General features: G+C 70.1%; 18 protein-coding genes. 11 read left to right on the top strand and 7 right to left on the bottom strand.

Features of this window, described 5'->3' with window-relative positions; genetic code table 11:
• The first annotated feature begins 24 nt into the window (after window positions 1–24).
• Entirely contained in the window at window positions 25–636 is a 612-nt protein-coding gene (locus ACESK8_RS06345) for a TetR/AcrR family transcriptional regulator (RefSeq protein ID WP_372967805.1), read from the top strand.
• Window positions 637–639: 3 nt separating this feature from the next.
• Here ACESK8_RS06345 and ACESK8_RS06340 read toward each other — a convergent pair whose 3' ends face one another.
• Window positions 640–1,407 carry an IclR family transcriptional regulator gene (locus ACESK8_RS06340; RefSeq protein ID WP_060927780.1) on the bottom strand — a complete coding sequence of 256 codons (768 nt, stop codon included), beginning with the start codon at window positions 1,405–1,407 and terminating at the stop codon, window positions 640–642.
• Window positions 1,408–1,566: 159 nt separating this feature from the next.
• On the opposite strand from ACESK8_RS06340, the gene dhaK reads away from it, so the two are divergent.
• From dhaK to ACESK8_RS06320, 4 genes are all read left to right on the top strand, one after another.
• Complete coding sequence (gene dhaK / locus ACESK8_RS06335; RefSeq protein WP_372967804.1) at window positions 1,567–2,559, top strand: dihydroxyacetone kinase subunit DhaK; 993 nt, start codon at window positions 1,567–1,569, stop codon at window positions 2,557–2,559.
• Window positions 2,559–3,194 (top strand): dihydroxyacetone kinase subunit DhaL, encoded by a 636-nt coding sequence (dhaL, locus tag ACESK8_RS06330; RefSeq protein ID WP_372967803.1) that lies wholly within the window; start codon window positions 2,559–2,561, stop codon window positions 3,192–3,194. Before dhaK ends, dhaL begins: the two co-directional genes overlap by 1 nt.
• A gap of 5 nt (window positions 3,195–3,199) precedes the next feature.
• Entirely contained in the window at window positions 3,200–5,692 is a 2,493-nt protein-coding gene (gene ptsP, locus ACESK8_RS06325) for a phosphoenolpyruvate--protein phosphotransferase (RefSeq protein WP_372967802.1), read from the top strand.
• Window positions 5,693–5,850: 158 nt separating this feature from the next.
• Complete coding sequence (locus tag ACESK8_RS06320; protein ID WP_372967801.1) at window positions 5,851–7,149, top strand: hypothetical protein; 1,299 nt, start codon at window positions 5,851–5,853, stop codon at window positions 7,147–7,149.
• 29 nt (window positions 7,150–7,178) lie between these two features.
• On the opposite strand, the gene ACESK8_RS06315 is transcribed toward ACESK8_RS06320, so the two are convergent.
• The 3 genes from ACESK8_RS06315 to pdhA are packed head-to-tail and all read right to left on the bottom strand — an operon-like array spanning window position 7,179 to window position 10,656.
• Window positions 7,179–8,534 (bottom strand): dihydrolipoamide acetyltransferase family protein, encoded by a 1,356-nt coding sequence (locus ACESK8_RS06315; protein WP_372967800.1) that lies wholly within the window; start codon window positions 8,532–8,534, stop codon window positions 7,179–7,181.
• Window positions 8,531–9,559, bottom strand: a complete 1,029-nt coding sequence (locus ACESK8_RS06310; protein ID WP_372967799.1) for an alpha-ketoacid dehydrogenase subunit beta — start codon at window positions 9,557–9,559, stop codon at window positions 8,531–8,533. The genes ACESK8_RS06315 and ACESK8_RS06310 overlap by 4 nt, the downstream gene beginning before the upstream one ends.
• On the bottom strand, window positions 9,556–10,656 hold the full coding sequence (gene pdhA / locus ACESK8_RS06305; protein WP_372967798.1) for a pyruvate dehydrogenase (acetyl-transferring) E1 component subunit alpha: 1,101 nt from the start codon (window positions 10,654–10,656) through the stop codon (window positions 9,556–9,558). The genes ACESK8_RS06310 and pdhA overlap by 4 nt, the downstream gene beginning before the upstream one ends.
• Window positions 10,657–10,807: 151 nt before the next feature.
• Here pdhA and ACESK8_RS06300 point away from each other — a divergent pair, with 151 nt between their 5' ends.
• The 3 genes from ACESK8_RS06300 to ACESK8_RS06290 all read left to right on the top strand — a co-directional run bounded on the left by ACESK8_RS06300 (window position 10,808) and on the right by ACESK8_RS06290 (window position 14,283).
• The gene (locus ACESK8_RS06300) at window positions 10,808–11,245 is read left to right on the top strand and encodes an Lrp/AsnC family transcriptional regulator (RefSeq protein ID WP_372967797.1); all 438 of its coding nucleotides are present in this window, start codon (window positions 10,808–10,810) and stop codon (window positions 11,243–11,245) included.
• A 132-nt stretch (window positions 11,246–11,377) separates the two neighbouring features.
• On the top strand, window positions 11,378–12,823 hold the full coding sequence (locus ACESK8_RS06295; RefSeq protein WP_372967796.1) for an aldehyde dehydrogenase family protein: 1,446 nt from the start codon (window positions 11,378–11,380) through the stop codon (window positions 12,821–12,823).
• Window positions 12,820–14,283, top strand: coding sequence for a GMC family oxidoreductase (locus ACESK8_RS06290; RefSeq protein ID WP_372967795.1), 1,464 nt, complete (start codon window positions 12,820–12,822; stop codon window positions 14,281–14,283). The genes ACESK8_RS06295 and ACESK8_RS06290 overlap by 4 nt, the downstream gene beginning before the upstream one ends.
• Before the next feature lie 371 nt (window positions 14,284–14,654).
• Here the strand turns inward: ACESK8_RS06290 and ACESK8_RS06285 are convergent, their stop codons facing one another.
• The 3 genes from ACESK8_RS06285 to ACESK8_RS06275 are packed head-to-tail and all read right to left on the bottom strand — an operon-like array spanning window position 14,655 to window position 18,626.
• The gene (locus ACESK8_RS06285) at window positions 14,655–16,298 is read right to left on the bottom strand and encodes an amidohydrolase (RefSeq protein WP_372967794.1); all 1,644 of its coding nucleotides are present in this window, start codon (window positions 16,296–16,298) and stop codon (window positions 14,655–14,657) included.
• Window position 16,299: 1 nt separating this feature from the next.
• Window positions 16,300–17,139 (bottom strand): molybdenum cofactor biosynthesis F family protein, encoded by an 840-nt coding sequence (locus ACESK8_RS06280; protein WP_372967793.1) that lies wholly within the window; start codon window positions 17,137–17,139, stop codon window positions 16,300–16,302.
• A gap of 29 nt (window positions 17,140–17,168) precedes the next feature.
• Complete coding sequence (locus ACESK8_RS06275; RefSeq protein ID WP_372967792.1) at window positions 17,169–18,626, bottom strand: APC family permease; 1,458 nt, start codon at window positions 18,624–18,626, stop codon at window positions 17,169–17,171.
• 258 nt (window positions 18,627–18,884) lie between these two features.
• Between ACESK8_RS06275 and ACESK8_RS06270 the strand changes: the two genes are divergently transcribed.
• The 3 genes from ACESK8_RS06270 to ACESK8_RS06260 form a co-directional block, all read left to right on the top strand.
• On the top strand, window positions 18,885–19,631 hold the full coding sequence (locus ACESK8_RS06270) for an SDR family NAD(P)-dependent oxidoreductase (RefSeq protein WP_372967791.1): 747 nt from the start codon (window positions 18,885–18,887) through the stop codon (window positions 19,629–19,631).
• Window positions 19,632–19,750: 119 nt separating this feature from the next.
• Window positions 19,751–20,566 carry an SDR family NAD(P)-dependent oxidoreductase gene (locus ACESK8_RS06265; protein ID WP_372967790.1) on the top strand — a complete coding sequence of 272 codons (816 nt, stop codon included), beginning with the start codon at window positions 19,751–19,753 and terminating at the stop codon, window positions 20,564–20,566.
• Window positions 20,567–21,057: 491 nt separating this feature from the next.
• Window positions 21,058–22,324, top strand: a 1,267-nt coding sequence (locus ACESK8_RS06260) for a DUF222 domain-containing protein (RefSeq protein ID WP_372967789.1), incomplete at its 3' end; no start/stop codon positions are given.

The raw sequence follows: 22,324 nt of genomic DNA, 5'->3' as shown, positions 1-22,324 counted from the left end.
CCGCGGGGTGACAGACTTGGCCCCATGGCGCACCCCGGATCAGAGGCGTCGGCCCCCAGGCGCGGCCGACCGGGCTACGACCGCGAGCAGGTGCTCTCCGTCGCGGTGAAGGTCTTCAACGAGCAGGGCTACGACGCGACGAGCGTCGCCGATCTCAGCGCGACGCTCGGGCTCACGAAGTCCGCGCTGTACCACCACTTCGAGTCGAAGTCGGCGATCCTCGAACTCGCGCTGAACGACGCCCTCGACGCCCTCGAGGCCGTGGTGGACGAGGCGACGGCCCGGCATCCGCTCGCCTCCGACCGCCTGCGGTCGATCATCCGCGGCGCGGTCCGGGTGCTGACCGAGAAGCTGCCCTCCGTCACTCTGCTGCTGCGGGTCAGAGGCAACGGGGACGTCGAGTCGGCGGCCCTGGTGCGCCGTCGCGCGTTCGACCAGAGGGTGACCGCGATCGTGGCGGAGGCGCAGGCGGAGGGACTCATCCGGGACGACGTCGACGCCGCGGTCGCGACAAGGCTCATCTTCGGGATGATCAACTCCGTCGTCGAGTGGTATCGCCCGGGGGGACCCGTCGATCCGGACGAGCTCGGGGAGGACATCCTCCGGGTGACGCTCGACGGGCTGCAGTCGCGCTGACCCTCAGTCCTCGGCGGGGGCGACGCGCGGTGGCCACGTCGTGGCACCGAGCTCCCGCGAGATGTTGCGCGCGGTCTCGCGGAGGGCATTGAGCACCGCGTCGGGTGCGGGCCCCTGGGACGTCGGCATCACGACGGCGACGGCCGCGACGATGTCGTTCGAGGCATCCGACACGGGCGCTGCGATCGACGATTCGCCGAGGACGGCCTCGTCGACCTCGGAGGCGCTGCCGCGCTCGGCGATCGACGGCAGCTCGAGGGTGAGGCGGGCGACATCGGTGATGGTGTCGCCGGTGAGACTGCGCAGCGGCTGCTCGAAGACCGTCCGCTGGAATCCGAGGTCGTGGGCGAGCAGCACCTTGCCCAGTGCTGACGCGTGGGCGGGGATGGCGACCCCGGTCTCGAGCATCTGCTGGCTGTCGTCGGGTCGCAGGTCGTGGTGGATCACCAGCACCTCATGGAAGTGCGGGGCGCCCAGGCGCACGGCGAGGTCGGTCCGCCGTGCGAGCTCCTGCGTCCATCGCATCGCCCGCGCCCTCACGTCGAGCGTGTCGAGGTAGACGTTGCTGAGCCGGAGCAGGGTCGGGCCGAGCATGTATCGCTGTCCGCCGCGCTCCTTGGCCACCAGCCCGTGCGCGCGGAGCGACTTCACGATCCCGTGCACGGTCGAGGGCGGCAGGCTCAGGGCGAGCGCCAGGTCCGTGATCCCGAGGTGTCGCGCTCCCTGCAGCAGCTCGAGCACTTTGGCGGCACGATCGATGGCCTGGATCATCGGCGCCTCCTCCCTCCGGCTCGTCGGTGAACCGGTCCTTCGCGGCGGTCGTCAGGTTGATCTTGACAACTCGATCGCACCCGAGCATATTCGACATTGACGAATAACTTTCCGATATTGCGAAAGATCGCCGCCGTAGAGATCAAGGGAGATCGAACGATGAAGAAGCTCATCAACAACCCCGCCGACGTGCTGGTCGAGTCGCTGCGGGGCGTCGCACTCGCGCATCCCGAGCTGTCCGTCGACCTGGACAACCACGTGATCACGCGCGCGACACCGAAGGCGCAGGGCAAGGTCGCGGTGGTCTCCGGGGGCGGATCCGGTCACGAACCGCTGCACGGCGGCTACGTCGGAGTCGGCATGCTCGATGCCGCCGTCGCCGGCGAGGTCTTCACCTCGCCCACTCCGGATCGCGTTCAGGTCGCGACGAAGGCCGTCGATCGTGGAGCAGGCGTCCTCCACATCGTCAAGAACTACACCGGCGACGTGCTGAACTTCGAGATGGCCGCAGAGCTCGCCGCGATGGAGGGCATCGAGGTCGGGACCGTGATCGTCGACGACGACGTCGCCGTGCAGGACTCGCTCTACACGGCCGGCCGCCGCGGAGTCGGACTCACGGTGCTGCTCGAGAAGCTGGTGGGCGCAGCCGCGGAGGAGGGGCAGGACCTCGCCGCGGTCGTCGAGCTGGCGAAGCGGATCAACGGCCAGGGGCGCTCGATGGGTATGGCGCTCACGAGCTGCACCGTGCCTGCGGCGGGGAAGCCCACCTTCGACCTCCCGGACGACCAGATGGAGATCGGCATCGGCATCCACGGCGAGCCCGGTCGGCACCGTGAGCCGCTGGCTCCCGCGGCGGACATCGCCCGCCAGCTCGTCGAGCCGATCCTCGCCGATCTCGACGTCTCCGGACCCACGATCGTGATGCTCAACGGCATGGGAGGATCCCCGCTGATCGAGCTCTACCTGATGTACGGCGAGGTCGTGGCTCTGCTCGAGAAGGCGGGCGTGCAGATCGCGCGCAACCTGGTGGGCGACTACATCACGTCGCTCGACATGGCCGGGTGCTCACTGACGGTGCTGAAGGCCGACGACGAGCTGCTGCGACTGTGGGATGCTCCGGTGAACACGCCGGGTCTGCGGTGGGGCGCGTGATGGCGGCGCTCGACACGACTGCCCTCGCCGACTGGATCCGGCGGTTCCGTGACGTGATCGCCGAGAAGCGCGACTGGCTCACCGAACTCGACTCCGCGATCGGCGACGCGGACCACGGGGCGAACATGTCACGCGGGATGGATGCCGTCGTGGCGAAGCTCGACGGCGGCGTGCCCGGCACGGTCGACGAGCTGCTGAAGACGGTGGGAATGACCCTCGTGAGCTCGGTCGGCGGCGCCAGCGGACCGCTGTACGGCACGCTGTTCCTGCGGATGGGGATGACGGCGGGGCCGGTTGCAGAACTCGACGGTGCAGGACTCGCCGCCGCGCTGCGGGCCGGTCTCGAGGGCATCGTCGCACGAGGCAAGGCGGAAGCGGGGGACAAGACGATGTTCGACGCGATGGCGCCGGCCGTCGACGCGTTCGATGCCGCCCTCGCCGGCGGCTCGGACGTCGGGGCGGCGTCGGCTGCTGCCGCGGAGGCGGCGGCTGCGGGGCGCGATGCGACGGAGCCGCTCGTCGCCCGCAAGGGGCGTGCGAGCTACCTCGGTGAGCGCAGCGCTGGCCACCTCGATCCCGGTGCCGCATCGACCACGCTGCTGTTCGAGACACTCGCCGCGGCGTCGGCGGACTGACGCCGATGATCGGCATCGTCGCCGTCTCCCACAGCGCACGACTCGGGGAGGCGGCAGTGGAGCTTGCCCTGCAGATGGTGCAGGGTGGGGGAGTCCACGTGCGGGTGGCTGCGGGTGCGGGAACGGATGCCGACGGCACCCCCGTCCTCGGAACGGACGCCGTCGCGGTGGCATCGGCGATCGACGAGCTCGCCGCCGACTGCGACGGAGTGCTGGTGCTGATGGACCTCGGCTCCGCCGTGCTGAGCGCCGAGCTCGCGCTGGAGCTGCGCATGAGCGAGGTCCCGGTGCAGCTCGCTCCTGCGCCCTTCGTCGAGGGCCTGCTCGCCGCGGTCGTCTCTGCGGGAGCGGGCGGAGCCCTCGACGACGTCGCTCGAGAGGCCATGGCAGCGCTCGGAGCGAAGACCGGGCATCTCGACGAACCCGGTGCTCCGGATGCTCCGGCCCCCGAGGCGCCGCCTGAGTCACGGGCCGCTGGCGCGAACCGTCGTGTCGTGACCGTACGCAACCCGCTCGGCATCCATGCGCGGCCGGCGGCGCTCATCGCCGAAGCCTCGAGCGGAGCCGACGTGCGACTGCGGAAGCTCCCCGACGGGGCGGAAGCCGCGGCGGCGAGCCTCTCGCGGCTGCTCATCCTCGGGGCGAGGCAGGGCGACGATATCGAGCTGTCCGCTTCGGGGGCGGACGCGGATGCGGCCCTCGAACGGCTGGTCGCGCTGTTCGCCGACGGGTTCGGCGAGGGGGATGCACCGGCGGCGCCGGCCGCGCCGACCGCGCGGGCGGTCGACGAGCCGCAGACTGCCTCTCCGGCCGCTCCGCCGGCTGCCATCGCCGCCGGCACCGTGCTGCAGGGGCGCGGAGTCAGTGCGGGACGCGTCGCCGCGCCCGTGGTGCGGCTCGCCGCAGCGCTGCCCGAACCGGACCGCGACGTGGTGATCGACCCCGCCGACCGGGCGGGCGAGGTCTCCGCGATCGAGTGGGCAGCGGTGGCGGTCGCCGACCAGCTGCGCTCCCGCACGGCGCAGGCGACGGGCGACGCGCGGGCGATCCTGGACGCCTCGCGCCTGCTCGCCTCGGATCCCGAGCTCGTCGCCGACGCGTCGACCCTCGTGCGCTCGAAAGGACGCAGCGCGGCGCGCGCGGTCTGGGAGACCGCGGTGGCGCACGAGCGGGCGCTGCGGGCACTCGGCGGGCGGATGGCGGAGCGGGTGGCGGACATCCGCGACGTCAGAGACCGCCTGATCGCCGAGATCCTCGAGGTCGACCTGCCGGGCGTCCCTGAGCGGGACGAACCGTTCGTACTGGTGGCGACCGACCTCGCGCCCGCCGACACGGCAGCCCTCGGCGGCGGGAACTGCGTGGCGCTGGTGACCGAACAGGGCGGGCCCACCTCGCACACCGCGATCATCGCCCGCTCCCTCGGCATCCCCGCAGTGGTCGGAGCGGCCCGGGCGACGGGCATCGCGGCAGGGGCGGTCGTCCTCGTCGACGGCGATCGGGGAACCGTGGAGGTCGAGCCGGATGCGGGGCGGGTCGAGGCGGCGCGCGCCGCCGCGGTCGTGGTCCCGTTCGACGGCGAGGGGAGATTGGCCGACGGCACGCCCGTGGCCCTGTTGGCGAACGTCGGCGGTGCCGCGGATGCCGCGACCGCTGCCGCCGCCGGAGCCCAGGGCATCGGGCTGTTCCGCACCGAGTTCTGCTTCCTCGATCGGGTCGATGCGCCCTCCATCGACGAGCAGGTCGCGGCGTACCGTGGTGTCCTCGCGGCCTTCCCGGGGCGCAGGGTCGTGGTGCGCACACTCGACGCGGGGAGCGACAAGCCACTGCCGTTCGCGAACGCGGACGACGAGGACAACCCGGCACTCGGGGTCCGTGGACTCCGCATCGCCCGGCGCTCTCCCCGGCTGCTCGAGGACCAGTTGCGTGCGCTCGCGCTCGCCGCCGAGGCGGAATCCGCTCTGGTGGAGGTCATGGCGCCGATGGTGGCGACGGTCGAGGAGGCGCGCGGCTTCGCCGATCAGGCGAGAGCGGCGGGACTCGAACGCGTCGGCGTCATGATCGAGACGCCCTCCGCGGCGCTGCTCGCGTCCGAGATGCTCGAGGTCGTGGACTTCGTGAGCGTGGGCACCAACGACCTCGCGCAGTACGCGCTCGCCGCGGATCGCCTGCTCGGTGAGCTGGGCGAGCTCAACGATCCGTGGCAGCCGGCCGTGCTCCGTCTGATCGGTGCGGCGGGTACTGCGGGTCGCGCCTGGAACCTGCCCGTCGGCGTCTGCGGTGAAGCGGCGGCCGACACCGCTCTCGCTCCCGTGCTCGTGGGCCTCGGTGTGACGTCTCTGTCGATGACGCCCCGAGCGCTCGGGCGGGTGGCGGCCGCGCTGGCCGAGGTGACGGCGGAGCACTGCCTGGCGGCGGCGGATGCCGTGCTCAAGGCGGCGACCGCTGGGGAGGCGCGGTCTGCAGCGGCTGCTGTCCTACGCGCGCCCCATCCGGAGTGATCGGGGTCGCGAAACGCGAAGATATACGCGCGGAGGTATGCGATTCATCTCGGTCTGATCTCAACAGGATCCCGGTTCTTCCGCGGGCTGCGGCACCACCTCTACGCTCAACCTGACGGGCACTATCTGATGCTGCACGTCATCACCGGGGGGTACACATGCCAGAAGCCACATCCATCCGTTCTCGGCTCGCCGCCGGTATCGGTGCCGTCGCGGTCAGCGCGCTTCTGGCGCTTACCGCCTGCGCACCGGCACCGGAGTCGCAGCCGACGCCCACGCCCTCCGCCGCGACGGAGACGCCGGCACCCGAACCGTACGCGGGGCCCGCGCTCTTCGTCGGGGATGAGCTGAACTGGTTCATGCTGTCGCCAGACGAGATCTCTTCAGTGCTCCCCGCCTCGACGGATATCGGTGCCGCCTCCTCAGTGCTGACGCAGATCTCCGACGGCTGGGGACCTGATCCGGTACCGGCAATCTGCACCAACTTCCTCGTCGAGGAGTCGTTAGGAACCGTCGGGTCCCGGAACATGGAGTGGAGGGTGAACGGTGGCGGCGATCAGGGCTACGGGCATCTGCTCGCCCTCCAGTTCGCCGACGAGGCCCACGCTCAGGGTCGAATGGATCAACTCATCGCCATGGCCGAGCAGTGCTCGACGTTCGACTTCAACGGTCCTGCGAGTTTCGAGTCCGTCGTGCCGGAGCCCGCAGACGGCGTGCGTGCGATGGCAGGCACGTTGCAGCTTCCCGAAATCGAGGGAGGGGGTCGAGGCTTCAGCGCCTTCGCATCCGTCGGCAATGTGCTCGTGGAGCTCTGGCAGACTCAGGGAAGTGGTGACGTCCCGGACGCACGGGCGATCGCGGAGCTCCTGCAGGACCGTGCTGCGGAGGCGCGTGCCACACTCATCGAAGAGCTCACAGCGAACCCGCCGACGGTGGAGGAAGAGCCCGCGATCGATGGGGGCGCACCCTGGAGTGATTGGGAGATCGCATTCGGCGGAGTGGGACCGATCCGTCTCGGCGATCCGATCGACACTGCTCTGTCCGCCGCTGAGGGCGCGCAGACAGTGGCTCCTGAGTACGAGCAAGGACCTTGGCGAATCGTGAACGCGGACGGTTCTGCGTCGATGCTGATCCAGCCCTCCGCAGACGGATCGACGGCAGCGTCGATCACCGTCGGCAACGCCCGCTCGCTCGAAGGGATGCCGCAGAACACGGCGTCGCTGCCGTCCGCCGGTGGAATTCGAGTGGGAGCCCCTGTCGCGGATGCGATCGCCGCATTCCCAGGCGGCACTACCGTGACGGTCTCCTCGTCAGGGGACGACTGGTACGACGTCGCCACGCGGGATGGCCGTCTGCTCCGCTTCCATGCGGATCGTGACGTGGTCGACGATGGAGCCGTCATCGTGGGTGTCCAGGTCGAAGACGCGACGCTCCGCACCTTCTTCTCCTTCGGATGAGCGTCTGAGTCCGCCGCGACGTGGCGGCCTCAGACGCGACCGAACGCGCGCAGCGGATGCTCGATGAGCTCGGTGACCCGGCGGAGGAAGCTCGCGGCGTACCCGCCGTCGCACACCCGGTGGTCGAACACGAGCGACAGCTGGGCGATGCGCCGCGGCACCACCTGCCCGTCGACGACCCAGGCCCGCTCGATGATGCGTCCGATGCCGAGGATCGCGACGTCGGGGTGGTTGATGATCGCCGCCGATCCGTCGACGCCCAGCCCGCCGTAGTTGTTGAGGGTGAAGGTCGATCCGCGCAGGCGCTCCGGCGGCATCGTCCCCGCCCGGGCGGTCGCGCTCAGCTCACGCAGAGCGTCGTCGAGCTGCAGGATGCTGAGCTCGTGAGCTCTCGGGATGACGGGGACCATGAGTCCCCGTTCGGTATCGGCGGCGATGCCGAGGTTGACCCCGTCGAAGGAGATCAGCTCCGCGGCGTCGTCGCTCAGGCGGGACGCCAGCACCGGGTGCTCCTCGAGAGCGAGCAGCACGAAACGCGCGACCAGGGCCGTGACCGAAGGAGCCGATCCGCCCGCCGGAGCCATCCGCGTCCGGAGGTTCCAGAGTTCGGTCGCGTCGACATCGACCCAGACGGTCGCCTCGGGGATCTCCGAGCGGCTGCGGGTCAGCTTCGCGCTCACCGCCCGGCGCAGGGGCGACATCCGCTCTCGCGACACGACAGCCAATCCGTCGACGCGGGCGTCGGCTGCACTGGCGACGGGGTGGTCGAGCGGCTGGTCCACGGCGGCGTCGACCGCGGCGGCGAGGACATCGGCGCGTGTGACGGCGCCGTCGTGTCCGGTGGGCTTGAGGGCGTGCACGTCGACGCCGAGGTCGCGCGCGAGGCGTCGCACGAGCGGGGAGCGGACCGCCACAGGTCGCCGTTCGGCATCCGGCTCCGCCGCAGCACTCCCGACGCGCGCGCGGCGGCGGCCCGTGGACGAGCGCTCCGAGGTGCCGTAGCCGATCAGCACGTTGCCGGATCCGGCGCGCTCCTCCTCCCGATACGCCTCCTGCTCGACGGCATCCGGTGCCGCAGCACGAACCGCAGCGCTGCCCGCAGCACTGCCCGTGGCGTCGCCGGACGCGCCCCCCGCGGGGTCCGCGACCTCGAGCACGGGGGCGCCGACGTCGATGGTCTCGCCGGGCTCGCCGTGCAGCGCCGTCACGACTCCCGCGAACGGGGAAGGAAGCTCGACCACGCTCTTCGCGGTCTCGACCTCGGCGATCGCCTGATCGGTGACGATCGTGTCGCCGACGGACACGAGCCACTGCACGAGCCCCGCCTCGGTGAGGCCTTCGCCGAGATCGGGCAGACGGAACACCCGGCCGGTCAGCGCGGTCATGACTCGTCCTCCCAGTGCAGCGAGTCGATCGCATCGAGCACGCGGTCGACGTCCGGCAGGTACCAGTGCTCGAGCTTCGGGGGCGCGTAGGGCGTGTCGAATCCGGTCACGCGCCGCACCGGCGCCTCCAGGTATTCGAAGCAGCGCTCGAACACCCGCGCCTGGATCTCGGCGGCGACGCTCGCGTAGCCGGGCGCTTCGGCGATCACCACGGCACGTCCGGTCGCGCGCACCGCAGCCGTGACAGTGACGTCGTCGAACGGCGACAGCGAGCGCACGTCCACGACCTGCACGCTGCGGCCCTCGGAGGAAGCCACCTCCGCCGCCTCGAGTGCGAGCGCCACCGAGGCGCCGTACGCGAGGAGCGTGACGTCTGTGCCCTCCCGTGCGATGCGGGCCGTGCCGATCTCGGCGGTGGCGGAGGTGTCCACCTCGCCTTTGCTCCAGTACAGCTTCTTCGGCTCGAGGAAGATCACCGGGTCGGGGGAGGCGATGGCCGCCCGCAGCAGCGAGTACGCGTCCTGGGGCGTCGACGGACTGACGACGGTCAGGCCCGGGGTGTGCGCGTAGTAGGCCTCGGAGGAGTCGCAGTGATGCTCGACGCCGCCGATGCCCCCGCCGAACGGGATGCGGATCACGAGCGGCATCCGCACGGCACCGCGCGTGCGATTGCCGAGCTTCGCGACGTGACTGACGATCTGCTCGAATGCCGGCAGCGCGAAGGCGTCGAACTGCAGCTCGACGACGGGCCGCATGCCGTTCATCGCCATGCCGACCGCCGTGCCCACGATGCCGGACTCCGCGAGCGGGGTGTCGAAGCAGCGGTCTTCACCGAAGCGGGCGGTGAGCCCGTCGGTGATGCGGAAGACACCGCCGAGCGCGCCCACGTCCTCGCCGAACACCACGACGGCAGGGTCCGCCTCGATCGCGTCTGCGAGCGCGAGGTTCAACGCCGCCGCCATGCTCAGGGTCGCCACCGTGCGGGTACGGGACTCCACCCGGGCATCGTCGTGGGCGATGGTCATCGTGCACCTCCTGCGGATTCGGGCGTCCGTTCGATCTCGCTGCGCAGCATCTGCCACTGCTCCTCGAGCTGAGGGGTGCGCGTCTGATGAACGAAGCGGAAGAGGTCCTCCGGATCGAGGTCCCGATCGGTGTTCAGGGCATCGCGCATCGCTGTCGCGGTCACTTCGGCCTCGGCGGAGTACTCGGACTCGAGTTCTGCGGTGAGCGCGCCCGTCCGAGTGAGGTGTGCTCGCAGGCGTGTCAGCGGGTCGCGGGCGACCCACGCCTGCACCTCCGCCCGCTCGCGGTAGCGGGTGTCATCGTCGGCATTGGTGTGCGCCTGCATCCGATAGGTGTGCGCCTCGACGAGCGTCGGGCCGCCGCCGGAACGGGCGTTCTCGATGGCGTCGCCGAGCACGGCGAGCACCGCGGCGACATCGTTGCCGTCGACGCGCTGCCCCGGCATCCCGTACCCGATCGCCTTGTGGGCGAGCGAGGGCGCAGCGGTCTGGCGGCTGAGCGGCACGGAGATCGCGAACTCGTTGTTCTGCACGAAGAACACGACCGGCACATGGAAGACCGCCGCGAAGTTCATCGCCTCGTGGAAGTCGCCCTCGCTGGTCGCGCCGTCGCCGCACAGAGCGAGGACCACCGTCTGCTCCCCGCGCTGCTTCGCCGCGAATGCGAAGCCGACCGCATGCAGGAGCTGGGTGGCGAGGGGAGTCGCCTGCGGGGCGACCCGGTGCGCGCGCACGTCGTAGCCGGAGTGCCAGTCGCCCTTGAGGAGCACCAGCGCCTCGGCCGGCGCGACGCCTCTGGCGATCACCGCGACCGAGTCGCGGTAGGTCGGGAACAGCCAGTCGCCGTCGGCGAGAGCGAGCGCGGCACCGATCTGGCATGCCTCCTGGCCGTGCGACGAGGGGTAGACCGCGAGGCGTCCCTGACGCACGAGGGCGCTGGCCTGGTCGTTGATGCGGCGGGCTTCGACGAGCCCGCGATAGGCCCGCAGGAGAGCGGCCTGATCGGGCAGCGCGAACTGCTCGTCTGCGACGGTCTGCCCGTCCGCGTCGATGAGCTGCACCGCCGCGTCGCGCGGGAGCAATGCCCGAGTATCCATCCGTCCGCCCTCTCTGCCGAACCTGATGAAGCCAGCATGCCCCGGCCGCGACAGTCGTCCAAGAACCCTCGACAGATCCTGGACGTTTGAGCGGCAGTTGGCGTTGATGGAGTCGAAGTGTCAGGATTCACTGACGGGACGAAGGGGTGCCATGCTCACGCTGGACGACACGGATCACGCGATCCTCGACGAGCTCCGCCGCGATGCGCGCGCATCGATGACGGCGATCGCCGAGGCGGTGCACATCTCGAGAGCCGGCGCGCACGCGCGCATCAAGCGCCTGACGGACGCCGGGGTGATCACCGGCTACACCGTGCGCACCGACCCCGTGCTGCTGGGCCACCACGCCAGCGCGTACGTCACCCTCGCGATCGAGCAGGCGACATGGCAGGAGGTCAGTGCTCGCTTGCGGCGCATCCCCGAGATCGAGCACATGGCCCTCGTCGGAGGGGACTTCGACGTGATCCTGCTGGTACGGGCGAGCGATGCTCGCGACCTCCGCCGGATCGTGCTCGAGGACATCCAGGCGATCCCCTCGATCCGCTCCACGCGGACGACCCTCATCTTCGAGGACTTCACCCTCGTCTGACCCCGGGCGACCGCATCCCTTCGCACTCGGACATCTCCGGCGCGCTCCTCGACAAGTGCGAGGACCCAGGGCATTCGACAATGAGACGAGCGCCAGTTCCCTGGCCTGCGTACCGCTCGAAGGAGAGTCCCGATGTCCGAATCCGCCGCATCCGCAGCCGCAGCGCTGCTCGACCGCATCCAGGCGCCGGAGGGCGCGGGACGAGAGATCCCGGATGCGGCGACGCGAGATGTCATCGGGCGAGCGCCGGTGCATGCCGTCGCCGACCTCGACGACGCGATCGCCCGCGCGAAGGCCGCGCAGCCGGCGTGGGAGGCCCTCGGTCACGGGAAGCGCAGCGAGCTGCTCCTCGCGGCCGCCGACGCGATCGATGCGAACGCGGAGGCGCTCGCGCACCTGCTGTCACGCGAGCAGGGCAAGCCGCTGAACGGCCCCAATGCACGCTTCGAACTGGGCGCATGCTCGGCCTGGCTGCGCACGAACGCCGGCATCCAGCTCGACCCGCAGGTCCTGGTCGACGACGAGAACCTGCACGCCGAGCTCGTCTACAAGGCCGCGGGCGTGGTGGGCGCGATCGGCCCGTGGAACTGGCCGCTGATGATCACGATCTGGCAGATCGGCCCCTCCCTGCGGATGGGCAACACCGTGGTCGCCAAGCCGAGCGAGTACACGCCGCTCAGCGTGCTCGCGATGCTCGCGGTCATGAACGACGTGCTGCCGGCCGACGTCCTGATCGGGATCTCGGGAGACCGCGAGGTCGGTGCCCGCCTGGCTTCGCACCCCGACATCGACAAGATCATGTTCACCGGCTCCACCGCCACGGGACGGCGCATCATCGAGAGCTCGGCCGGCAACCTCGCGCGCCTCACCCTCGAACTCGGCGGGAACGACGCCGGCATCGTGCTGCCGGGCACGGACGTCGCGACGATCGCCCAGGATCTGTTCTGGGGTGCCTTCATCAACACGGGTCAGACCTGCGCGGCCATGAAGCGCCTCTACGTGCACGACTCCGTGTACGACGAGGTGGTCGACGCGCTGGCCGAGATCGCGGCATCCGTGCCGATGGGCAACGGCCTCGACGAGGACAACGTGCTGGGGCCGCTGCAGAACCGCGCCCAGTTCGACATCGTGTCGCGGCTGGTCGAGGAGGCGAAGGGACGCGGCGCGCGCGTGGCTGCCGGAGGCGAGGCGGCCCCGGAACTCGGCGAGCTCTTCTACCGCCCGACGATCGTCGCCGACATCGACAACGATGCCGCCCTCGTGCAGGAGGAGCAGTTCGGTCCGGCGCTCCCGGTCATCCGATACAGCGACGTCGACGAGGCGTTCGGATTCGCCAACTCCGTCGACGTCGGCCTGGGCGCCTCCGTCTGGTCGAGCGATCCGGAGGCCGCGCGTGAGGCTGCGACGCGCATGGAATCCGGCACGGTGTGGATCAACTCGCACGGCGGGCTGCATCCGATGGTGCCGTTCGGCGGGGTGAAGAGCTCGGGCTACGGCCTGGAGTTCGGTGTCGAGGGCCTCAAGTCCGTCGCCGTGACGCAGGTCGTGTCCGGCCCGGGGCGCAAGGCGCAGGCATGAAGTCGGCGATCGTCGTCGGCGCCGGGACCTCGGGGGCGATCGTCGCTCGACGGCTGGTGGATGCGGGCATCGAGGTGACGCTGATCGAGGCCGGAGGATACGACGCGAACCCGGCGATCCACGACCCGTCCAGGGCAGGGGAGCTCTGGCACTCGGCTGACGACTGGGACTTCTTCACAGTCCCTCAGGAGCACGCGGGCGGACGCCGATTGCACCTCCCGCGGGGCAAGGTCACCGGTGGATCGCACGCGCTGAACGCCATGATCTGGGTGAGAGGCGCCGCCTCCGACTATGACGGCTGGGAGCGCGACGGTGCGACCGGGTGGGGGTGGAGCACCGTCGAGCCCGTGTTCGACGCGCTCGAACACGACGTGCTGCCCGTCACCGACGACTACGACCTCTCGCCCATCCAGGCGTCGATCATCGACGCCGCGGTCGAGGAGGGACTGCCCCGCAACCCGAACTACAACGGCGGCACGCTCGACGGCGTCTCGCAGCAGCAGGTGACCATCCGGGACGGACGCCGCGTGAACACGTGGATGGTCTATGCCCAGCCCGTCGCCGAACGGCTCACGATCCTGACCGGTCGCGAGGTGCACTCGGTGATCGTCGAGGACGGTCGGGCGGTCGGAGTCAGGCTCGGAGAGGGAGAGGATGCCGAAGACGTCTTCGCCGACGAGGTGGTCCTCTCGGCGGGTGCCATCGGATCGCCCGTGATCCTGCTGCGCTCGGGCATCGGCCCCGCCGAGGAGCTGGCGGCTCTCGGCATCCCCGTCGTGCTCGATGCGCCGGGCGTCGGCAAGAACCTGCACGACCACCTGCTCTCGCCGGTCATCTTCACGACCGAGCGACCCGTGGGGCCGCCGCAGCCCGGTGTCTCGGTGACGCAGTCGCACCTCTTCTGGCGCAGTCGCGACGACCTCGCCGAGCCGGACACGCAGCCGATCCACTTCTCGGTGCCGATGTGGGGCGAGCTCGAACCGCGCGGAGACGACGGCTTCACGCTGATGGCGGGCCTGGTGACGCCGCACAGCCGGGGCGCGCTCACGCTGTCCGGACCTGGCCTCGCCGACCAGCCGCTCATCGACCTGGCAGCCCTCGAGGATGACAGGGACGTCGCCTCGCTCGCGGCATCCGTCCGTCAGTGCCGCCGGATCGGCGCGCAGCCGGCGCTCGCCGAGGAATGGGGCGCGACGGAGGTGTACCCGGGTCCTGACGTGCAGGATTCGGGCATCGAGGACTGGGTGCGCCGCACCGCGATCACCTACCACCACCAGGTCGGCACCTGCCGGATGGGATCGGATGCGGATGCCGTGGTCGATCCGCTGCTGCGCGTGCGCGGCCTCGAGGGGCTCAGCGTGATCGACGCCTCGGTGATCCCCACCGTTCCGACCGGTAACACCAACGCGCCGGCCGCGATGATCGGCGAACTCGGGGCCCGGTTCCTGCTGCGCGACTGAGGGCGAGCGGCGTCCCGCCGCAACGCATCCGCCGCGGGGCGAGTGCGGGGTCAGTAGCGAATCGCATCCGCGGTGCGGGGTCGAAAGCGCATCCGAATCGCGCTGTAGGGGTGCGTTATTGACCACTCACGTGCGCGGCGGGGCCGCGTCGGTGGGGGCGGAGCCGGTGGTGTGGATGCAGTCGGTAAAGCACCGCATCCGCAGCGGGGGTCAATAGCGCATCGCATCCGCGGTGCGGGGTCAATAACGCATCGCAAACGCGCTGCAGGGGTGCGCTATTGACCCCGCACCGGCGCGCACCGGGCGCACCGGCCGGCGGCACCGGCGCGCACCGGCGCGCACCGGCCGGCGCGCACCAGGCGGGAACGACATCAGCCCGCGCTGTAGACCTCGCGCCCCGCGAACCAGGTCGAGATCACCGGGGTGTCAATGATCTCGGCCGCCGGCCCGGCGATCGCATCGCGCTCGAGCACGACGAAGTCCGCGGACTTGCCAGGCGTCAGCGAGCCGGTCTCGCCTCCGAGTCCCATCGCCGTCGCGGCGTTGATGGTGAAGACCTCCAGCGCCTCCTCGGGGGTGATGGCCTGCTCGGGCCAGAGCACGCCGGGCGCGCGGCCCAGCGGGTCGGCGCGCGTCACGAGTCCCTGCAGACCCTCCAGGGTGTTCGGCGACTCGCTCACCGGCCAGTCCGAACCGCCGGCGACCAGGGCGCCGGCGTCGAGCAGCGCACGGTTGGGCTGGGAATGCTCCGCGCGATCGCCCAACACTTCCGCGAGCGCCTCCGGGATCACTCCGGGGAACCAGATGAACGGCGAGATGTCGGCCGACACGTCCAGCGCCCGCAACCGAGGGATGTCGTCCTCGGCGAGGAACTGCCCGTGCGCGATCTGGATCGGGATGCTGTGGCCCTCGGCGCGAATGCGCTCCGCCACGTCGAGCACCAGCCGGGCCGATCCGTCGCCCGTGCAGTGCACCTTGGCGCCGAGCCCCCGCTCGGCCACCGCCCGCAGCCATCCGTGGAGTTCGTCGAAGTCCATCGTCGTCTCGCCGTGGAAGTGCGCACCGTGCACCGCATCGGCCACATACGGTTCGAGGAACGACGCCGTGCGTGCCGGCGGGACTCCGTCGAGGAAGATCTTCACGAAGTCGGGACGGTGGTGCGGCGTCCGATACTCCTCACCCCGGTCGATGAGGGCGGCCCCGATCGGGTCGAATCCGAAGATCTCGTCGTTGATCAGCAGAGACGAGACCACCCAGGCGTTCAGCTCGCCTGTCCGATCAAGCGATGCGAGGGCTGCGAGGATGTCGGTCGACACCCCCGCATCCTGGAACGTCGTGATGCCGAAGGAGTTCAGGATGTCCACCCCGCGGCGCGAGGCCGCGATGTGCTGGTCGGGGGTCAACCCACCGCTGCGGTCGTACGCCTCCTGCACCGGGATACCGGCTGCCTCCAGGAGGACGCCCGTCGGAGTCCCATCGTCCGCATCCAGCAGGACCTCGCCACCGGCCGGGAGCTCACCCGGGGTGATCCCCGCCAGCTCGAGCGCACGGGTGTTCGCCCACCGGTTGTGCCGGGAGTCCTCGACGAGGACCACCGGGCGTCCGCCGGCGGCGTCATCGAGCAGCATCCGGGTCGCCGTGTTCGCCAGTGTCGGCAGCAGTGTCGTCGACACCGGACCGCCGACGATCCAGGCATCCTCCGGCAGGCTCTCCGCCTTCTCGCGAACGCGGTCGAGGATCACCTCGAGCGGCAGCGACGCCGGCAGGAAGAGCTCGAACAGCTCGGTGCGGCCCGCCATCGCATGATGATTGTGCACGTCCACGAAGCCCGGGTACACCGCCGCGGTGCCGACGTCCAGCATCCGCGTCTCCGGCCCGCGATGCGTCGAGACGGCGGCGAGCGTGCCGGAGGCCAGGATGCGCCCGTCGCGCACGGCGAACGCCTCGACGAGCGGGGTGCGGCGATCCGAGGTGCGGATCACCGACCCCGTCACGATCAGGTCGGCCGGCGCCATGTCAGAGGGCTCCGAAGTGGGCGGGCTCCAGACCGTCCGCGTGATGCGTGGTCGAGAGCAGGCGGCCGTGAGCGCCGAACGTGAAGTGCGTGGGCACCGCGCCCGACTCGTCGAGACCGAACAGCACACCGTGCGAGCGGATCGCGTTCACGTCGCGGTGGTCGGCGATCGTGACGGATGCGCAGGGGATCACCTTCTCGCGCCACGCGAAGATGTAGATGCCGGGGCGCACCTCCCACACGCTGTTCTCGTCGGTGTCGGCGAGCCCGCGCTCGGGGCCCGCGAGGCACTGCCAGGAGTACCAGCGCTCCGAGAGGTAGACGTGCTCGTAGGCGTGCTCCTCGCTGTAGACCCACTCGACGCGACGGCCGATCAGGGTCGTCGTCGGCGCTGCCTCCGCGCCCGTGACCGATGCAGCCTCGATGATGCTGGGGGCGAAGACGTGCTGCACGCGGGTGCGGCCCTGCTCCGGCGCGGGCAGGATGACCGAGATGACGGCGAGGGCCCTGCCATGGCGGAGATCGACGACCAGCGACACGGCTTCGTTCGGCAGGTAGTTGTGGTGGAACTGCACGAAGTACAGGTCGTCGTCGACCTCGAATGCCTCGTAATCGTCGGTGTCGGAGGCTGCCTCCGTCGGGTCCTCGGCACCGGGTCGGTAGTCCCAGGTGACCGTGGTGTCGGCGAAGCGGTGCGCGATGCGCGTGCCTCGGGCGTCGACCACGGTGATCTCACGACCGCTCAGCGCGGTCGAGTGCGGAGCCTTGTTCGCATCGAAGCCGGGGGCGAGTCCTTCCAGCGGCAGCCAGGTGGAGGTGTCGGCGGGGTTCAGGGTCGTCATGTCTCTCCTTGAGTGTGGATGGGCGAGCGTCAGCGGCTGCTGAAGCGCTCGAGGTCGGATGCGAGGCCCTCGTACACGGCGGGCCGGGACCTCTTGAGGTACTCGCCGTAGACGATGCCGCCGATGAGGGCGACCACGAGCAGCAGCGGCATGAGGCGGATGGCGAGCTCCTCGGAGCCGGCCACGATGTTGAAGTTCACGATCGCCAGCACCGAGATCGCGGCGATGCCGAGGAATCCGATGCCGGGGGCGATGAAGGTGCTCCACCAGCGGGGGTCACGGTTTCGGCGGAAGTGCACCACGATCGAGATCGCCGCCAGGCCCTGCAGGATCAGGACGCTGAGGGTGCCGAAGCCGAGCATGGCCGGGACGAGGGTGAGGATGGGGTCCGCTCCCGCGATCGCGAAGATGATCGCGACGACGGCGGCGAACGACGCCTGCACGATGCCCGCGAGCTGAGGTGCACCGTTGCGGCGCGTGCGGGCGAGTGCCTGGGGGAGGATGCGCGAGCGGCCGAGGGAGTAGAGGTAGCGGGTCGCCGAGTTGTGGAAAGCGAGCATGGCGGCGAACAGGCTGACCAGCAGCAGGATCATCATGACCGTGGTGAGCGGACCGCCGAGGTACTGCTGCGACAGCGAGAAGATCAGGTCGCCGGTCGGCAGGTGCTCGAGCGCGGTGGCCTGCGCCTGCGCGACACCGGTCGCGCTGACGACCGCCCACGTGGTCACGCCGAGGATCACGCCGATCGCGATGATCGAGGTGTAGGTCGCGCGGGGGATCGTTCGCAGCGGCTGCTTCGCCTCCTCGCTGAACAGTGCCGTGGCCTCGAATCCCAGGAAGCCCGTCGCCGCCAGCAGCAGGCCGATGGGCAGGGAGCCGGAGAACACCGCCTCGGGACTGAACGCGCCCAGATCGTAGCCGGTCTGCACGAGCACGGAGACGTCGAAGACCACGAGCATCAGGACCTCGAGCACGAGGCAGACTCCGAGGATCTTGGAGCTGAAGTCGACCCCGACCCGAGCGAGGACGAAGCACACGACGATCGACAGCAGGCCCCAGATCAGCCAGTGCACGTCGAGCCCGGTCAGATCGCGGATGATGTTCTGCATGAAGAAGCCGCTGGTGCCGATCGTGCCGACCACGAAGAAGTTGTAGCCCAGGGTCGCGATGAGTCCCGCGATGAGTCCACCCGTGCGGCCCAGACCCTTCACCACGAACGCGTAGAAGCCGCCCGCGTTCACCAGCTGCTTCGACATCTGCGCGTAGCCGACGGCGAAGAGCAGCAGGATCGCGGCGACCAGGAAGAACGCCATCGGGGTTCCGCCGCCGTTGCCGAGAGCGATCGCGAGCGAGGCGACGACCACGATGCCGGTCAGCGGCGCGACGGCGGCGAGCACGAGGAAGACGATCCCGGCGACGCCCAGAGCGCCGGGTCGAAGAGAAGTGTGGTCCTGCTGCGTCGTGGACGCAGATGTCGGGTCTGCCACGTCGGCTCCTTTGCTCGGTGACGGCCGTGTCCGCACGGCATCGACGACGAGGGGTTCGTCGATACAGCGAGTCTGCTCGCGTGGCGAGGGCGGTGCTTGACCCTGAGCGAAGGACGATGGTGCCAGCGTGCACAGCACGCCCACCCCCGTTCTCGGCGGTGACGTGGGGGAGCAGGATGACGAGGACGACACCGCCGTCCTCACAGTGCGCCACCGGGTGCGCGGCGCGGAGTCGCGGGGCGGAATCGCACGAAGACCATGGACCTGCAGCTGAACGGGACGACGGCGCTGATCACAGGCGCGGCCGGCGGGATAGGGCGGGCCACCGCGTGGGCGCTCGCCGCGGAGGGCGTGCGGGTGGCGCTGCTCGATCGGGACGGCCCCGCACTCGCGGAGACCGCCGAGGGCTGCATCGATCCGGTCGTGCTGGTCGCGGACGTGACCGACGAGATCGAGGTGGCGGGCGCCGTCGACGCGGCGATCCGGGCGCTCGGCGGGCTGGACGCCGTCGTGTGCTGTGCGGGAGTGTCCGGGCCCGTCGGGGCGGGGATCGATGAGATCTCGCTCGACGAATGGAACGCGGTCTTCGCCGTCAACGTCACCGGTACGTTCCTCGTCGTCTCGCATGCGCTGCCGGCGTTGCGAGCGGCGGCCGCGGCATCCGTCGTCCTGATCGCGAGCGACTCGGCGTTCGTCGCCTCGGCGGGAATGGTGCCGTACTGCGCGTCGAAGGCTGCCCTCGTGCAGTTCGGTCGCGCGCTGTCCGTCGATCTCGCCGGAACCGGAGTGCGGATCAACGCGGTCGCGCCGTCCATCGTGGACACCCCGATGAGCCGCGGCGACCTCGGGGCGGAGGCGTTCAGGGACCCCGCCTTCCCGGTGCAGACGGCCCAGGAGGTCGCCTCGCACGCGGTCTACCTCGTCTCGCCGCGCAGCAGGGGGATCAACGGGACGACCGTCCTCAGCGATTTCGGCTACTCCGCGCGGTCGGGCTTCCCCGCCTGATCGCGCGGCACCGGATCCGGGCAGCGGCGTCCAAGCAGCGTCATCACACGAAGTCACGAAGTCACGAAGTCGCGAAGTCACGAAGTCACGAAGTCACGAAGTCACGAACAGGAGCAGGCATGGGAACCTCAGTGGGATCGACCGTCGCGGGTCGCGTCGTCGTCATCACCGGCGGCGGTACCGGAATCGGAGCAGCGATCGCCGAGCGATACGCCGCCGAGGGCGCGCACGTGGTCGTCGTCGGGCGACGAGCAGAACCTCTGCGGGCGGTCGAGGCGGCCGTCGGAGCGCATCCGATCATCGCCGACGCCGCCGACACGGAGTCTGCGAAGGCGGCGGTCGCCGAGGTGCTCGCCACCTTCGGGCGCCTCGACGTGCTAGTGGCGAATGCAGGTGGCCACGGATTCTCGCCGGTCGCGGAGACCGACGACGAGAGCTGGGAGGCGGCGATCCGCGCCAACCTGACCACAGCGTTCGTCATGGCCAGGGAGGCGCTTCCCGCCCTCATCGAGTCGAAGGGCCAGGTCGTGATCGTGTCGTCGCTCGCCGGGCTCTTCGCCGGCCCGTCGGTGGCCGGCTACACGGTGGGCAAGCATGCGCTGATCGGGCTGACGCGCACGCTCGCCCGTGACTACGGGCGCCAGGGAGTGCGAGTCAACGCGATCTGCCCGGGCTGGGTGCAGACGCCGATGGCCGACGACGAGATGGACGAGTTCGCCACGCACGCAGGGCTCGATTCGCGGGAGGAGGCATACGCCACAGTGACCGCCGACGTGCCGCTGCGGAGGCCGGCGCGGCCCGCCGAGATCGCCTCAGTCGTCCGATTCCTCGGTTCGGGGGAATCGTCGTACGTCACCGGTGCGGTGATCGTCGCCGACGGAGGCTCGCACGTCGTGGATGTGCCGACCATCGCGTTCGATCACGCGGGGATGTAGCGAGGCGGGCGCGGGAGCGGGAGCATCAGGAGGGGATGCGGGGAGGGGATCCGCGGGTGCTCGAGTCGGACGCAGGGGTGACGCTCGGCTGTCGTCTCTCGGCCTTCCGCCCGCTTCTCGTTCGCCCGCTTCTTCCTCTTCTCTCGGGTCCTTCTGTCGGTCCTCTTCTTCCTCTTCTCTAGGGTCCTTCTGTCGGTCCTCTTCTTCTTCTTCTCTCGGGTCCTTCTGCCTGCCGTCTTGTTCCGCTTCTCTCGGGTCCTTCTGCCTGCCGTCTTGTTCCGCTTCTCTCGGGTCCTTCTGCCTGCCGTCTTGCTCCTCTCCTCTCGCGTCCTTCTGCACGCCGTCTTGTTCCTCTCCTTTCGGGTCCATCTGCCGGTCCTTCCCCCTCTTTTGCGCGCTATGCCGAGAGATTGGAATACGGGGTGTGATCTGGGGTTCTGGGGGGTGGTTTCGGGGGGTGAATGTCGGTGGGGTGGGGTTGACTGGCGGGTATGAACAGCACCGTGCAGCGTTTGGATCAGGTCATCAGCGACCTGTCCGGTGTGCTGTGTGATGACGTGCTGGCGGGGTTGTCGGACGCGGACCGGGTCGAGGTGCTGCAGCGGGCGGGGGCGGCGTTCCGGCGGGCGGAAGCGGTGGTGGTGGAGACGCTCGCGACGGCGGATGCGGTGGGGTTCCCGCATGCGGTGGGGTGTCGGAACACGACCGAGTTGTTGCAGCGGACGGTGCGCGTCGAGGTGCGCTCGGCGACCCGGGTGGGGACGACGGTGACGCGGGTGCGGCGGGAGTCGAGCCTGGTGTCGGGGGAGCGGCTGCCGGCCCGGTGGCCACATATGCGGGAGGCCCTGTTGGATGGGGTGGTGGGGGTGGCGGGGTTTCTGGCGGCGACGGGTCCGATCGAGAAGGTCTGGGACCGGTTGAGCACCGACCAGCGCCTGGCCGCGGACCTCGCCCTGGCCGGCGCTGCCCGCGGGCACAGTCTCGCCCCGGTCGATGACCCTGACGGTGATGACCCCGACGCGGATGTCGATGAGTCCGCGGATGTCGTCGATGAGGATGGTCCGGCGCCGACGACGGATGATCTGTCGAGTCTGGCGGAGGGTCTCGCGTCGATCTTCGATCCGGATGGGGAAGAGCCCAAGGATGAGGATGCGCGGCGTCGCCGGGGGGTGACGATCGGCCGGTTGAAGAACGGGTTGCACGCGATCCGGGGGTATCTCACTCCGGAGGTCGCGGCGCAGTTGCTGTTGATCATGGACGCGATCCTGAATCCCAAAGGCCCGGGGGCTCCGATGCCCGGGGTGTTCTTCACCCCCACCGACCCCACCGACACAGACACCAGCGACACCGGAGACACGGGTGCGGACTTCGAGTCCGCTGATCCTGCTGATCCTGCTGCTGACGGTGCGGGTGATGTGGGGGCGCAAGAGGCCGAGAACGATCCCGAAGGGGAGGATCCGTTCAATTCGGATCCGCGGAACGTGTTCGATGACCGCACGACGGAACAGAGACGCCATGACGCTCTCGCGGCCGCGCTCGCGATCGCCGCCCGACACACGGACATGCCGACCCTCGGTGGGGCGGCCCCGACCGTGGTCGTCACCGTCGACGCGACCGCTCTTGCCACCGGGACCGGGTGGGCGACGATCGCCCGTACCGGCGCGCACCTGCCCGTCTCGATCGCCGCGCACGCCGCGTGCGCGGGCGCGATCCAGCGGGTCCTGTTCGATGAGGGCCGCATCATCGGGATCACCAGCA

The organism is Microbacterium sp., assembly GCF_041641055.1.
Lineage (GTDB): Bacteria > Actinomycetota > Actinomycetes > Actinomycetales > Microbacteriaceae > Microbacterium.
Note: the sequence above shows the minus strand (reverse complement) of the source record. Positions and strands in the feature narration are given on the sequence as shown.